We start from the raw sequence: 13,644 nt of genomic DNA, 5'->3' as shown, positions 1-13,644 counted from the left end.
GGGCCTGCGGTAGACTGCTGGCCATGAGTCAAAGTACGCAGACGAAGCGGCACGAGAATGAAATTGCTCCGGTATCGCCGGCCAGGTGGAGGCTTCGTTTTTCGATTCTCTCGTTGATGTTGCTCTTGGCAGTTGTCGGTTTGGCGATTTCTAATTGGCAAATCAGCCAGAAGCTCATTGAAGCGAAAGAAGAGGTGGCCCAGCTGCGGCGAACGCATCATTTGTTGGCACCCGCAGACCCCGCGAAGATTCAGGTCTTGCTTCAAGAAACGAACCTCGCGGGAGAGTGGCAATGGCGTATCGCGCTTCCCGCAGGAGATTCGTACGAAGTTGCTTGCCAAGTGGGCAGTATGCCACAACAGGGCTTTCCTTCCCAGGCTCAGAATTGCGTAAGCCTACCAGGCGGGGAAGAATTTTTGGTGACCGTTCGCTTGCAGCACGCGGGCGAACAGAAGTGGGAAACGACCATTGTCGGAACCTTGATTCATGAGATGGGCTTCGCTTTTCGTCGAAACCGATCATTGCCAATTCCCGACGAAGACGCTTGGTGGATGCAATACGATCGCGTGCAGTTTCCTCTGGCACCACGTGGCGAACTATTTAAGCACCCCAATCAATTCGGTGACCGCGTCTTCTATTTTAAGAACAAGGGAGTCTTCGACGTTGAGCAGATCAGCTTTCCGTCTGATAAACCTGTTGTCCTTTTCGAGCAGCGCGTGCTCGACTATGACGAGAAAGGGAACCCTACTGAAGCGAAAAATCCAAGTGATGGAATGATGATTTGGCTTCAGCGGAGCGAAGAAGAACCGGAGAACGACCGCCGCTGAATATCGGGCAGGAAAACATCGCTTACAGATAGCTGGCGTGGTACATTCGCTACCTATGAGTTACTTCAGCGAAGGCAACAGGACAACGCGTCAACGCGGGTTTCGATTTTCTCTACTATCGATGTTCGTCATCATGGTTATTGGCGTGCTTGCGTGGTCGCACTGGCTGACCTCGTGGCGTCTTTTTGATCTGCAGCAGCGATTCCAAAAAGAGCAGGGGCTGCAGATCGACGATGAATTGAAAATCGTTGTCTTTGGCGAAGAGACTTTTGTGCTCCAGTCCTGGCAGTGGAAAGTTTACTTGCCTCCGGGAAATTATGCGATTCAGGCTAATTTTGTTTCGGTTCCCCGAACAGGCTTTCCGGATAACCATATTTTAAGTACCGGTGGGCTGGGTGGTGGTCGCGTTTATACCGTTCATGTGGCCATTCGGCCTGCAAGTGATGGGACTTGGCAGTTACGGCTAATCGCAGACTACGGCCATGGCAAGCTAAGCGACCTCGATTACGTTAAGCCACAACCTGGTATCGAAAGAATCGGGGAGGCTATTGCGTACCGCGGCGTGGGGACGCATCCAAACCAAACTCGGAAATTTGCAAGCGATAAGAAGGTTGTCTTGTTGCATTACCGTTTGGACAAATCGGTGCCGATCGACGACCAACGTAACCGGAATCGCAAAGTGCCACCGCCTGAAGAGGGACTAGGGGTTATGGCGTGGATTACTTCCGTCCCGCCACCGCCTGTCGATAAAACGAGAGATGCCAATTCTCCGGTAATCGATATGACATCATCACCGACCTATCTTCGACATCTGCAAAAGAAACAAGCCGAGGCCGAAAACAAGACAAAGCTATGATCGGCAAACCGCTGTTGAAACAAAAAAAGCCCCGAGCGTACGCTCGGGGCTTTTCGTGAATTCAGGAAGAAGCAAGAGAGAACTAGCCTTCTTCTTCTTCGCCTTCGCTCGGCATGTTGAACAGCGGACCGCTGCTGCCCAGGCCACCCTTGAGTTCGGATGGTGCTGGCGAACCAGAGCGACCTTCTTCGTTGGCTTCCGGGTTCTCGTCTTCGGCCCATTGGACACGTTTGCGAGACAGGCCAATCTTGCGATCGTCGGTGTCGACTCGCAAAATCTTGACTTCGATTTCTTCGCCAACTTTGACGACGTTCTCGGGATTCTCGACTTTGTCGTCCGAAAGTTCGCTGATGTGCAGCAGACCTTCCAGGCCATCTTCCAGGCCAACGAAGACACCGAAGTTGGTGATCTTGGTGACTTTGCCTTTGACCAATTGGTTGGGCTGGTACTTTTCTGGAATGGTGGTCGCCCACGGATCCGATTCCAATTGCTTCAGGCCCAAAGCGATACGACGACGTTCTTCGTCGATGCTGAGCACCTTGCACTGGACCTCTTGGCCCTTTTCGAGCATTTCGCTCGGGTGACCGATCTTGCGAGTCCACGACATATCGGAAACGTGAAGCAGGCCGTCGATGCCTTCTTCTAGTTCAACAAACGCACCGTAGTTGGTGAGGTTGCGGACGCGACCATTGACCACCGATTCGACCGGGTAACGGTCTTTGATGTTTTCCCATGGGTTGGCCTGGGTTTGCTTCATGCCCAAGGAGATCTCTTGCTTCTCCTTGTTGATGCCCAGGATAACCACTTCGATTTCGTCGTTGATGTTGACGATTTCGCTGGGGTGGCTGATACGCTTGGTCCACGACATTTCGGAGATGTGAACCAGACCTTCGATGCCTTCTTCGAGCTTGACGAATGCACCGTAGCTCATGACGTTGACGACCGAGCCCTTGACCTTCGAGCCAACCGGGTACTTCTCTTCGACGCCATCCCATGGGCTTGGGGTCAGCTGCTTCAGACCCAACGCGATCTTTTCGCGTTCGTGGTCGATGTTCAGGATTTGAACTTCGATTTCGTCGTCGATGTTCACCATTTCGGTTGGGTGACCGATACGGCCCCAGCTCATGTCGGTGATGTGCAACAGACCATCGATGCCACCCAGGTCGACGAACGCACCGAAGTCGGCGATGTTCTTGACCACGCCCTTGCGGACTTGACCGACTTGCAGTTCTTTGAGCAGTGTTTCGCGGTCGGACTTGCGTTTGCGTTCGATGAGCGAACGGCGGCTGACAACGATATTGCGACGTTCGGCGTCGATCTTGAGCACTTCGCACTCAACTTCGCGGCCAATGTAGTCGGCAATGTCGTGCGGCCGACGGATATCGACCTGGCTGGCCGGCAGGAACACGTTGACGCCGATATCGACAAGCAGACCACCCTTGATTTTGCGGGTGACTTCGCCCTTGACGACCTGGCCTTCGGCGATGGATTCCATCGTCCGTTCCCAATCGTCGATCTTGCGGGCCTTGCGCTTCGAGAGGGCAACCATGCCGTGCGGATCGTCGGTGCGGCCGAATTCGTCTTCAACGTCCTCGACAAGCACGCGGACCGTCTGGCCAACTTCCGGCGGGTCTTCATCCTCATCCCATTCGTCAAGGGGAACGCTGCCTTCGCTCTTGCCGCCGATGTCGATAAGCACGAATTCTTCGTCCATCCGAAGAATTCGCCCTTCGACGATTTTGTTGATTTCGATGGATTCTTCCATCTCGATCGTGCCTTCAAGCCAGTTTTCATCGGTACCGGCTGCCAGCTCGTCGATTTGCGCTAAGAGAGTGTCGTCATTTTCGAGATTGCGAATGAGATTACGGTTGACCATGCTTTTAGATTTAGAACCAAGGGGGCTCGACATCGTTCGCAAGTTAGGCCCGGTCATGAGCAAGCGTTTGACTTGGGCGACTGGGAATGCTCGGAGGAACGGCTTGTCGAGTGCAAAAATGCCAGGAATATTGAACCTGCGCAGGGTAAACCACTATACCCTTCATGACGGTCGGTTCAGGGAGAACCCGTAAAAGTATCAAATCCCCTATTAGGCTTCAACCACAGATAGTGGGGTGGAAGGGGGGAGAACAGGGATTTATTGCCTGGAAAAGGTTGGGTTAGGCAAATTGCGTCTTATCTGCGGTATGCAGTCGCGGGTTCAGCGATCTGGCCCGTGAATACTGCACTTCCTCGAACATCGCGTGCATCCGATCCTGTAATTTGGCAAGCAACTGCTCATCGGATAGCTCGGCCATTTCTTCTGGGGTGATGGGCTGGCCGATTTTTACATGCACAATCCCCATCGACGGCAGTAATTGCCACTTGGGCCAAGCTTGGAAAGAGCCATCAAAGACAACCGGCACAATGGGGGCTTTGCCTTTCCGGGCCACAGCAATGAAGCCTGGTTTCAAATTGCCAATATGGCCGTTTTCGCTTCGCGTCCCTTCTGGGAAGATCAGCACAAAGTCACCAGCACGTAAGCGTTTAAGCGTTTCTTTAAGCCCATCGAGCCCAGATCCGGCCCGATTCACGGGGATGGCATTTAGCGTTTCAATAAGCGGCTTAAGTGGGAATTTAAAGAGAGATTGTTTGGCCAGGAAGCTTAATTGGCGTTCGCAACACAGCCCCACCAAGACCGGGTCGAAGAGGCCTTGATGGTTCGCGCATACCAAAGCACCGCCGTCAGTGGGCCAGTTTTCGCGACCAAAAACCCGAATCCGATACAGCGAAACCGCGACTAAACGTGCCGTGATTCTTAGGAAACTGTAAAAAACTTGTTGCGGCCAAGATCGCGTGTAGGCTGGTTTCTCTTTACGCATGCTGGCACCGTCCAACAATCTTGATAAGTTTCTGCAGCACTTCCTCAGGGGTCATGCCATCGGTCAGAACTTCAATTGCGTTTGCTGCTTTGCGTAGGGGGCCTACTTCTCGCCGTTGGTCTTCTTCGTCGCGGGTCGATTGTTGCTCGAGGATTTGCTGAAATTCAACCGATTCGCCACGGGCGGCCAAGTCGCTTACGCGTCGCCTGGCACGTTCTTCTGGGGAGGCTGTCAGGTAGATCTTGCACTCCGCCTTCGGAAATACGAGCGTTCCTTGGTCGCGTCCTTCGGTGACGATATCTTGCCCTGCGGCAATCGCTCGCTGCATTTTGACCAGTTGCTCCCGCACTCCGACGTTGTTGGCGGCATAACGTGTTGCCTGGGTAACTCGCTGGGTGCGAATATCTTGCGTCACATCTTCGCCATTCAAAAACACCGCAGAACCAGTTAGGTTGATTGTGGCTGTTTGCGTCAGCTCGACCAAGCGGTCGGTATCGGCCCAGTCAATCTCGGCCCGCAGTCCCAGCAGGGCAACCGCGCGATACATGGCGCCAGTATCAAGGAAGGCAAATCCCAAGGCTTCCGCCAGTTGACGGGAGATGCTGCTCTTACCGGCCCCAGCCGGGCCGTCGATGGTGACGATCATGCGAAAAACGTTATATGGTGCTAGGGCAAAGTAATGCGCGGTTTTTGTAATACCGTTTATATCAGGTAGCTCACGGGGCTTCGACAGGTCACCCAACTCGGTTCTGAATTACCTAAGCTTCCTAATTGAACGCTTTTCCACAGTAATCTTTCGCGAAACGGCAAATTCTGGAACAATCGCTACTTAAGTCGCCATCCTCGTTTAGAACCGGTCTATGCCAAGCTCGTCCTCCCCTACATCCCGCCAGAGTGTCGTCGTCTTGGGTGCCACTGGCAGCATCGGACGTAGCACGCTTGATGTTATTCGTGCAAGCGATGGGGCATTTGTTCCCTTTGCACTCTCGGCGCATGGGCGACTTGAGGAGTTATTAGCAGCCGCGATCCAGTATCGTCCCCGCTACATTGTTGCCAGCGATGAGGCGCTCGCTGCGAAGTTCGACTGGTCGCAGCTTCCGGCGGAGACGAAATTGCTTACCGGGACAAGCGGACTACAAGAGGTCTCTTCGCATCAAGAGGCTGATATTGTGGTTTCTGCGATTGTCGGTCGAGCTGGGCTGGAAGGTACGTTTGCGGCCATTGCTGCTGGCAAAAGAGTGGCCCTGGCGAACAAAGAGACCCTGGTCGTGGCCGGGCATTTAGCCACTCAAATGGCCGCAGAGTCGGGAGCCGAGATTCTGCCGGTCGACAGCGAACATAGCGCGATTTTCCAGGCCTTAAAGTCAGGCCGAAACTCGGATGTGAAACGCGTTATCCTAACAGCCTCAGGGGGGCCGTTTCGTAAATTCTCGCCAGAGCAGCTCTTAAAAGTGACTGCCGAAGAGGCATTGGACCACCCGACCTGGAAGATGGGGCCGAAGATTACCGTGGATTCGGCCACGATGATGAACAAGGCCTTAGAGATCATCGAGGCCAAGTGGCTTTTTGATCTTTCCGTCGAACAGATCGAGGTGGTTGTCCATCCGCAGTCGATCGTTCATTCTTTGGTTGAGTTTGTCGATGGCTCGGTGGTGGCTCAGATGAGCCCGCCAGACATGCGAATGCCAATCCAGTTGGCGATGACTTATCCCCAACGAACCGAGTGTCCGGCGAAGGCCTTGGACATGACCCAGGCCTTTTCCTTAGAGTTCGAGCCACCAGATTACGAGAGATTTCCCGCCCTTAAGCTAGGGAAAGAGGTGGTGCAACGTGGTGGGACCACGGGAGCCGTTTTGAATGCTGCCAATGAAGTGGCCGTACAACGGTTTTTAGAAGGTAAAATTCGATTTGTTGACATTTACCGGGTATGTCGAGCTATTCTCGACGAACACCCGTTTGAACTATCCCCCGATTTAAACCGTTTGCTCGAGCTTGATGCTTGGGCCCGAGAGGAGTCAGACAAGTGGATCACTTGTTGTTTGCAGCAAGCGAAGGATCAAGCCTGTTCCAATACTTAGGAACCGCTGGGTCGATTTTGCTGGGAGTTATGGGACTTGGACTCGTGATTTTTGTTCACGAGCTGGGGCACTTTTTAGTGGCCAAAGCTTGTGGCGTGCGTTGCGATAAGTTCTATGTCGGTTTTGATGTGCCCATTACCATTGGTCCATGGACGATCTCGTCTTTATGGAAAAAGCAATGGGGCGAGACCGAATACGGTATCGGTACGATCCCGCTGGGGGGATACGTGAAGATGCTTGGCCAGGACGACAACCCTGGCAACTCGGAAGAAGAATCGGTCAGCACGATGATCGAAACGGTTGACGATCAAGGAAACAAACAAACGGTCGTCAATCCACGCAGCTACACCGCCAAGAGCGTTCCGCAGCGGATGGCGATCATTTCCGCTGGGGTGGTTTTTAACTTGATCTTCGGGGTGATTTTCGCCGCGATTGCTTACAACCTGGGTGTTTCTTACACGCCAGCAAAAATCAGTTGGGTTCAGCCTGGCTCACCTGCTTGGCAAGCCGGTATGCGGCCAGGTGACCAGATCGTGGGTCTCAATGCGGAAGGGAAAGATCGCAAGGATCTTCGCTACCGTAAAGATATGTCGCTGCAGATCGCGTTTAACGGATCGAAGAAGCCGATGCCGTTCGTGGTGAAACGCCCCGACGGGACGCAAGAAGTCTTGATGATCCAGCCTCGCCCAGGCTTTGGCGATTCGTTTCCGCCGACCATTGGTGTGCTGTCGATGAGCACAACCAAAATGATGGTTGCTCCGAAATTGATGGAAGGCATCTACGGGAAAAAAATCGCAGACGAGATGAAACCTGGCGACCAGTTGATCGCCATTAATGACACGCCGATCGAGAGCTATCTCGAATACCAAAAGTATGTAGCGAATCACCCCTACGATGTGCTGAAAATGAAGTTCGACCGCAAGGTCGAGTCGGAAGGTGATAAGGAGAAAACTGAGCAGGTTGAAATCGATTTGCCGACAATCCCTTATCGCAGTACGGGTCTGGTGATGGAAATGTCTCCTGTCATCGCGATCCGCAAGGGTGGCCCTGCTGATAAGGTGGGAATTCAAGTTGACGATAAGATCGTCTCAATCGATGGTGAACCGGTTGGTGACGGATTTACCCTGCCTAGCCGAGAAACCAAATGGGCTGGCAAAACGGTCGATGTGGTGGTCAAACGGGGAGAAGAGGAAAAGACGTTTTCCGTCGAAACTGCCGTGCCAGAGGGGTTTGCTGAGCAGTATTACCCCGGCTACCAAATGGGCCTGCAAACGTTAGGTGTGAGCTACAACTTGGGGACGACCGTTGCCGAAGTGCTGCCAGGTAGTTCTGCCGAAAAGGAAGGCATCAAAGCTGGCGACGAGATCTTGGTGGTAGGTTTCCAGTCGAATTCGGAAAAGGCGAAAGAGTACAACGATTCGATGGCCATTGGCACGAAGGATTTCAAGATTCAGTCCGAAGGAATCGCCTGGCAAGCCGTGCAGATGGCTTTGCAAATCGCTGCCCCTGACACTTCGCTGATATTAACGGTGCAAAAGAAGGGAGCGGAAATCTCCAAGAACGTGGCAGTGACGGCAACCGCTTCTGAAACGGAAATGTTGCAAACTCGCTATCTCCGCTTCGCGCCTTTGCAAGCGGTTCAGTACGCGGACAGTTTCGCCGATTCGTTGGCATTAGGCGTCCGAGAAGTTGGTGAAGGGATGACGCAGGTGGTGATGGTTCTCCGAAAGATCGCCACCGGTGAGATGCAAATCAGTGGCTTGGGTGGACCAGGCACAATTCTTTACGCCGCGACAGCAGAATCGTCGCATGGCTTGGCCCGTCTGCTGACCTTCCTAACGTTAATTAGCGCGAACCTAGCAGTGGTGAACTTCCTGCCGATTCCTGTCCTCGATGGTGGCCACATGATGTTCCTGCTTTACGAAGGCATTCGTGGTAAACCAATTAACGAGAAGTGGATGCTGCGGCTTACCTACGTGGGCTTGGCAATGGTGCTTACGATGATGGTGACCGTGATTGGTCTCGATATTCATCGCTTCTTCCCTTGGGGGTAGTCCTCTGGCCAAGGGTAAAAAAATTGAACCGCGTCCGCAGGTAATACTTCTGGACGCGGTGGGGACGGTAATTCAGCCGAATCCTTCTGTGGCGGTTGCCTATCAGGATGCTGGTAGGCTTTATGGTATTGAACTCGACGAATCGACGATTAGAGCTCGATTTCGCGAGGCGCTTGGTCGCTACAGCGTTTCTTCTTTTCAGCAAATGCGTGGTGCTGTCGATCCGTTACGTACCGACGAACCGTGCGAATCTTTACGCTGGCAAGCTATTGTTGAGCATGTATTGCAGCCAAGTCCCACGCAAAAGCAGGCCGTATTTCGGAAGCTGTGGGATCACTTTTCCCGGCCAGAGAATTGGCGGCTGTTTGACGATGTGATTCCCACGCTTGAGCAGCTTGGAGGAAGCGGCTATCGACTTGGGCTGGCCTCGAACTTCGATCAGCGGTTACGCCCGATCATTCAGAAATATCTTGGTGATTTTCCTCTTGAGCTTTTCATCTCTTCCGAGATCGGATGGGTTAAGCCGGCTGAAGCGTTCTATGCCGAAGTAACGCGGCGGCTCGAGGTTCCGATTGATCAAATATTTCTGATCGGAGACGACTGGGAAAATGACGTCTCAGCCCCACAAACGTTTGGTTGGCAGACCGCCTATTTGTGCCGAGATGGAAAGCCGAGAGGGGATACTAATTCCCCTGTTTTTCCTGAATTACTAGATGTGGTTCGCACGCTATTGCCTGATCGGAATACTGGGTAATTGATGTTGGTCGGCTACGGGGGTACGAGGTACATTAAGGCGATCCGTATCGAAATATCCCACTTTGGAAAGGATTCCTCCATGGGAACCACGCTGGCACAACTGGCCGAACTCGTCGATGGAACGGTGTTCGGAAACCCCGATCTCGTTATTACCGGGGCCAACATTATCCGCGATGCGGTGGCCGGCGAGATCACCCTGATGGACAAGCCAGACCAGGTTCAACTTCTGATGGAGAAATGTCAGGCCTCGGCGGTTCTCGTTTCGCAGGCCTCGGAAAAGCTAACCATTGATGGCATCGTGGTGGCCAACGTTCACGAAGCCTTCGGCAAGGTAATCCGTTTCTTTCTGCCATGGGAACAAAAGCCGGCCAGTGGTATTCATCGCTCGGCGATTGTTTCGTTAGCCGCTGTGGTGGATCCCACGGCCACGATTGGTGCCGGAGCGATCATTAGCGATGGCGTGGTCGTCGGTAAGAATACGACCGTCCATAGTGGTGTTCATATCCAAGCAGGGTGCCGAATCGGTAATGACGTAACGATTTTCCCCGGGGTCGTTCTGTACGACCGAACCGAAGTGGGAGATCGCTGCATCATTCATGCCTCGGCAGTGCTCGGTGCTTATGGCTTTGGCTATGATTCGTCGACCGGCAAGCATATTCTCTCCGCTCAACTGGGCAACGTGGTGCTGGAAGCCGACGTCGAAATTGGCGCTGGCACAACCATCGATCGAGGCACCTACGGGACCACGTTGATCGGCGAAGGAACCAAAATCGACAATATGGTGATGATTGGCCACAACTGTCGTCTGGGTAAGCACAACCTGATTTGTTCGCAAGTTGGCATCGCCGGCAGTGTTTCGACCGGTGATTATGTGGTTATGGCAGGCCAGGTCGGCGTTCGCGATCACGTGCATATCGGCACCGGGGCAGCCGTCGGGGCGAAGGCAGGTGTTGGTTCCGATATACCGGAAGGGCAGCAATCGCTCGGTATTCCGGCAGGCCCCATTAAAGAAATCATGGCCGAACATATGGCGATCAAGCGTTTGCCGGACATGCGTAAGACCATCAAATCGCTCGCCAAACGAATTGAACAATTAGAGAGAGAAGCCGAAGCGGTAAGCCAACCGGCGATCCGTAAGGCATCGTAGAGATCTTACGATGGACCATGCTGAGTCGAATCCGGTTGCCCTCTTGGCTGGCTGGGGCAATCTACCGATTGTGGTGGCCAATGCGATTAAACGTAGTGGCCGTCCGGTGGTATGCGCGGCGGTCAAAGATCATGCCGATCCGGTGCTGGAAGAAATATGCAATGAAACCATCTGGGTTGGCTTGGGGCAACTTGGCAGGGTAAAGCATCACTTTCTGAAGCATCGTGCCAGTCAGGCGACCATGGCAGGCAAGATTCATAAGGTCCGGCTGTTCGATCGAGGGGCAATGTGGAAGCATCGCCCTGATTGGTTTTGTATCCGAACATTCGCCCCGCAAATGATTTGGGGAAGTGGTGACCGCAAGGACGACACGTTGTTAATGGCGATCGTCCGAGGATTCGCCCGTCAAGGCATTACCTTCTTGCCTGCAACCGACTTTGCACCGGAGTTGCTCGTGAAATTTGGAATGATCGCTGGCGCCGAGCCACGAGGAAAGTTATTACGCGATATCGAGTTCGGCTGGAAAATGGCCAAGGAACTTGGGCGGCTTGATATCGGCCAAAGCGTTGCGGTCAAAAACCAAGCCGTGCTGGCCTTGGAAGCCATTGAAGGTACCGACGCATGTATCGAGCGGGCCGGGAAGCTTTGCAAAGCCGGAGGATTTACCATTGTAAAAGTGGCTAAACCGCAGCAGGACATGCGGTTTGATGTCCCGACCATTGGTGTCGGAACTTTGCAAACCATGGTGGATGCTGGGGCAAGTACACTTGTCATCGAAGCGGAAAAAACCATTCTCTTAGACGAGCCAGCCGTGTTAGAATTTGCTAAGAGGCATCGTTTGACGATCCTCGCGATGAAAGAAGATTGTCTCGCCGACTTAGCTACCTCTACGGAAGCGGCATAGGCCAATGTACGCCTGGCCGCTCTGCCAGGATCTTATGTACCGCATTTGCTTCTCCACTTTGCTGTTGATTGTCTGCCTGTCTGGCTCTGCTAGGGCACAGGAAGGTGTCGTTCTTCAAAATGGTTTGCCCTTCTATCAGGGCCGCGAGATTGCCCAGACGATGCACTACAAGGGTGCGCCTTGGCTGATCCGCGAAAGCCGACAGCGGGAGGAAGATTGCGAGAAGATGCTCGAAAACCTGGGAGCAACGCCAGGAATGACCATCTGTGATATGGGCTGTGGCAACGGATTTTACAGCCTTAAACTGGCAGAAATGGTAGGTAAGGACGGAAAGATTCTAGCCGTTGATATTCAACCGCAAATGCTGCGTCTGCTTAAAGCAAGAGCGGCACGAAAGAAGATTGAAAATATCGAACTCATTCTGGGGGATATCGACGACCCGAAATTACCTGAGGGAGAGGTCGACCTGATTATGTGTGTCGACGTCTATCACGAGTTCTCGCATCCCACAGAGATGCTAGCCGGAATGCGTAAGGCGCTTAAGCCAGAGGGAATGATCGTGCTGTTGGAGTTTCGTATGGAAGACCCCAATGTCCCGATCAAAACACTCCATAAAATGAGCAAAGAACAGATGCTCAAAGAATACAAGGCCAACGGTTTTCAATTGGCAAAAGAGTTTGACGGCTTGCCGTGGCAGCACATGATGTTTTTCGAGAAGACAAAAGACGAGTAGTTGGGTTGCTTCTCGTTTTCTCTTGGTGATAAGCCAAGAGAAGGCTTCCTCGATAGAGAAGGCTTAGTTTTCTTCAATCGCAAGCAATGCGAAGTCTTCTTGATAGGGCAGGGCAAAGCAAATTCGGAAAAGCTCTGCTGTTTTATCGAGCCACAGCCGTCCGCGAAGTTTTTCGACCAGAAGTCGACTTACTTCAAATTCTGGATGAATTAAATCGGGCGAGGACTTGGGGCTTTCTGCTGAAGATTCGGTCGTTAGCCCTGAGATTGTGATTTGCACACAAGCTTCCAAGTTCAGGGCCATGATTTGCATCGTGATGGATGCGCCTTGCTTGACGGGCGGCTGTTGGACTGCGAATTCTAGGAGATTCTGGACAATCGCTTTCACGGCATCGGCGTCAGATTGTAGAGCGGGTAACGGCTGCGATATTCGTTTAAGCTCGACAGGAATAGTGCTTCGGTCGATTCCCTCAAGCGCTTGATCGATCGTGCTTGTCAGTGACATCGGTTCCGGCAGCCAACCCGTTGAAAGAATCCGGGCGTAGGTCAAAACTCCTTGCATGAGGTGGCTGAGTCGGTTGAGGTGCTGGACGTTTTCATTCGCGACAAGGTTTTCAATTCGAAGTAACTGACGAAGTGCGGCAGTTGTCTCACGGCATTGGCGAGAGGCGGTTTGGACGATCTGAGGAAAGACGATCTGTTCCCGAAGGGCTTGGCGTTTCTCCGAAGCTTCTTGAGGAACGCGGGAAAAGCTATCAATGAGGGTGTCTCGTGTGAGGTCGTCTTTTATCAAGTAGGCTTGGCAGCCATGTTGAATCGCCTGAAGTGCTAGTTTTTCATTGCCCATGCCTGTTAGCATCACAACCGGTAGGTCCATCAAGACCAATTCGGGAAGTATTTGCAGACCATTTCCATCAGGCAGGCGGTAGTCGAGCAGGACGCAGCTGAAGGATTGCCGAGCCAATAAGTGCCGTGCCTCCTCTAGGCAGTCTGCTTCCAGCACATCAAATTCTGAGCCTAGAAATCGTTTAACCATGAGACGGAAAACCGAGTCGTCGTCAACAAGCAGAATTGGTTGTGACATGGTGTTTTCAGGCATTGGAAATTACTTTCAACCGAGTCGGGGAAATTCAACAATGTGTGAATCATGATCGAGCATCCCGGCGAGGTCTCGGCAAGCGCGACCTGCTTAGGATTGGGGTGACAAAGCCTGAGATACCTTCAGCAGGCTTTCCCGCAGTTTCGGTCATCGTGGGATGTGGCCGGGATAAACGTAGGCTCCGTTTGTTTGGTTGTGCGGATAAAGGGAGTGAAGGAAGTCGAACCGAATGATAAACGAGCCGTCGCGAAATTCGTTATCCTCATGCTACAGTGGTGGAGATTCATTCGTTGGGAAGAGATTGGGGAAGAACGCCCAAAGTTCGCTAAAATC

At 52.8% G+C, this 13,644-nt stretch carries 12 protein-coding genes; 8 read left to right on the top strand and 4 right to left on the bottom strand.

Annotation, left to right across the window (positions count from 1 at the left end):
• Positions 1–23 precede the first annotated feature (23 nt).
• Positions 24–827 (top strand): hypothetical protein, encoded by an 804-nt coding sequence (locus tag DTL42_RS16720; RefSeq protein ID WP_147274312.1) that lies wholly within the window; start codon positions 24–26, stop codon positions 825–827.
• 55 nt (positions 828–882) lie between these two features.
• Positions 883–1,683, top strand: a complete 801-nt coding sequence (locus DTL42_RS16715) for a hypothetical protein (RefSeq protein WP_147274311.1) — start codon at positions 883–885, stop codon at positions 1,681–1,683.
• Between the two features lie 82 nt (positions 1,684–1,765).
• Here the strand turns inward: DTL42_RS16715 and DTL42_RS16710 are convergent, their stop codons facing one another.
• The 3 genes from DTL42_RS16710 to cmk all read right to left on the bottom strand — a co-directional run bounded on the left by DTL42_RS16710 (position 1,766) and on the right by cmk (position 5,187).
• The gene (locus DTL42_RS16710) at positions 1,766–3,559 is read right to left on the bottom strand and encodes a 30S ribosomal protein S1 (RefSeq protein WP_114370001.1); all 1,794 of its coding nucleotides are present in this window, start codon (positions 3,557–3,559) and stop codon (positions 1,766–1,768) included.
• Positions 3,560–3,839: 280 nt separating this feature from the next.
• On the bottom strand, positions 3,840–4,541 hold the full coding sequence (locus tag DTL42_RS16705) for a lysophospholipid acyltransferase family protein (protein WP_114370000.1): 702 nt from the start codon (positions 4,539–4,541) through the stop codon (positions 3,840–3,842).
• Positions 4,534–5,187: a (d)CMP kinase gene (gene cmk, locus DTL42_RS16700; RefSeq protein ID WP_114369998.1), complete on the bottom strand. Its 654-nt coding sequence runs from the start codon at positions 5,185–5,187 to the stop codon at positions 4,534–4,536. The genes DTL42_RS16705 and cmk overlap by 8 nt, the downstream gene beginning before the upstream one ends.
• 214 nt (positions 5,188–5,401) lie before the next feature.
• Between cmk and DTL42_RS16695 the strand changes: the two genes are divergently transcribed.
• The 6 genes from DTL42_RS16695 to DTL42_RS16670 all read left to right on the top strand — a co-directional run bounded on the left by DTL42_RS16695 (position 5,402) and on the right by DTL42_RS16670 (position 12,213).
• On the top strand, positions 5,402–6,619 hold the full coding sequence (locus DTL42_RS16695) for a 1-deoxy-D-xylulose-5-phosphate reductoisomerase (protein WP_114369996.1): 1,218 nt from the start codon (positions 5,402–5,404) through the stop codon (positions 6,617–6,619).
• 29 nt (positions 6,620–6,648) lie between these two features.
• A complete protein-coding gene (locus DTL42_RS16690) occupies positions 6,649–8,673 on the top strand; it encodes a site-2 protease family protein (RefSeq protein WP_114369995.1) in 2,025 nt (674 codons plus the stop codon).
• Entirely contained in the window at positions 8,636–9,427 is a 792-nt protein-coding gene (locus tag DTL42_RS16685; RefSeq protein WP_147274310.1) for an HAD-IA family hydrolase, read from the top strand. Before DTL42_RS16690 ends, DTL42_RS16685 begins: the two co-directional genes overlap by 38 nt.
• A gap of 81 nt (positions 9,428–9,508) precedes the next feature.
• Positions 9,509–10,576, top strand: a complete 1,068-nt coding sequence (gene lpxD / locus DTL42_RS16680) for a UDP-3-O-(3-hydroxymyristoyl)glucosamine N-acyltransferase (protein WP_114369991.1) — start codon at positions 9,509–9,511, stop codon at positions 10,574–10,576.
• 10 nt (positions 10,577–10,586) lie between these two features.
• Complete coding sequence (locus DTL42_RS16675; RefSeq protein WP_114369990.1) at positions 10,587–11,480, top strand: LpxI family protein; 894 nt, start codon at positions 10,587–10,589, stop codon at positions 11,478–11,480.
• A 34-nt stretch (positions 11,481–11,514) separates the two neighbouring features.
• Positions 11,515–12,213 (top strand): class I SAM-dependent methyltransferase, encoded by a 699-nt coding sequence (locus DTL42_RS16670; protein ID WP_114370064.1) that lies wholly within the window; start codon positions 11,515–11,517, stop codon positions 12,211–12,213.
• Positions 12,214–12,276: 63 nt separating this feature from the next.
• Here DTL42_RS16670 and DTL42_RS16665 read toward each other — a convergent pair whose 3' ends face one another.
• Positions 12,277–13,296, bottom strand: a complete 1,020-nt coding sequence (locus tag DTL42_RS16665) for a response regulator (protein WP_158545428.1) — start codon at positions 13,294–13,296, stop codon at positions 12,277–12,279.
• Positions 13,297–13,644: the final 348 nt, after the last annotated feature.

Source organism: Bremerella cremea, assembly GCF_003335505.1.
GTDB lineage: Bacteria > Planctomycetota > Planctomycetia > Pirellulales > Pirellulaceae > Bremerella > Bremerella cremea_A.
Note: the sequence above shows the minus strand (reverse complement) of the source record. Positions and strands in the feature narration are given on the sequence as shown.

Coding starts and splice junctions, on each gene's coding strand:
- DTL42_RS16720 (WP_147274312.1), top strand. CDS start 24: ATGAGTCAAAGTACGCAGACGAAGCGGCACGAGAATGAAATTGCTCCG.
- DTL42_RS16715 (WP_147274311.1), top strand. CDS start 883: ATGAGTTACTTCAGCGAAGGCAACAGGACAACGCGTCAACGCGGGTTT.
- DTL42_RS16710 (WP_114370001.1), bottom strand. CDS start 3,559: ATGGTCAACCGTAATCTCATTCGCAATCTCGAAAATGACGACACTCTC.
- DTL42_RS16705 (WP_114370000.1), bottom strand. CDS start 4,541: ATGCGTAAAGAGAAACCAGCCTACACGCGATCTTGGCCGCAACAAGTT.
- cmk (WP_114369998.1), bottom strand. CDS start 5,187: ATGATCGTCACCATCGACGGCCCGGCTGGGGCCGGTAAGAGCAGCATC.
- DTL42_RS16695 (WP_114369996.1), top strand. CDS start 5,402: ATGCCAAGCTCGTCCTCCCCTACATCCCGCCAGAGTGTCGTCGTCTTG.
- DTL42_RS16690 (WP_114369995.1), top strand. CDS start 6,649: ATGGGACTTGGACTCGTGATTTTTGTTCACGAGCTGGGGCACTTTTTA.
- lpxD (WP_114369991.1), top strand. CDS start 9,509: ATGGGAACCACGCTGGCACAACTGGCCGAACTCGTCGATGGAACGGTG.
- DTL42_RS16675 (WP_114369990.1), top strand. CDS start 10,587: ATGGACCATGCTGAGTCGAATCCGGTTGCCCTCTTGGCTGGCTGGGGC.
- DTL42_RS16670 (WP_114370064.1), top strand. CDS start 11,515: ATGTACCGCATTTGCTTCTCCACTTTGCTGTTGATTGTCTGCCTGTCT.
- DTL42_RS16665 (WP_158545428.1), bottom strand. CDS start 13,296: ATGTCACAACCAATTCTGCTTGTTGACGACGACTCGGTTTTCCGTCTC.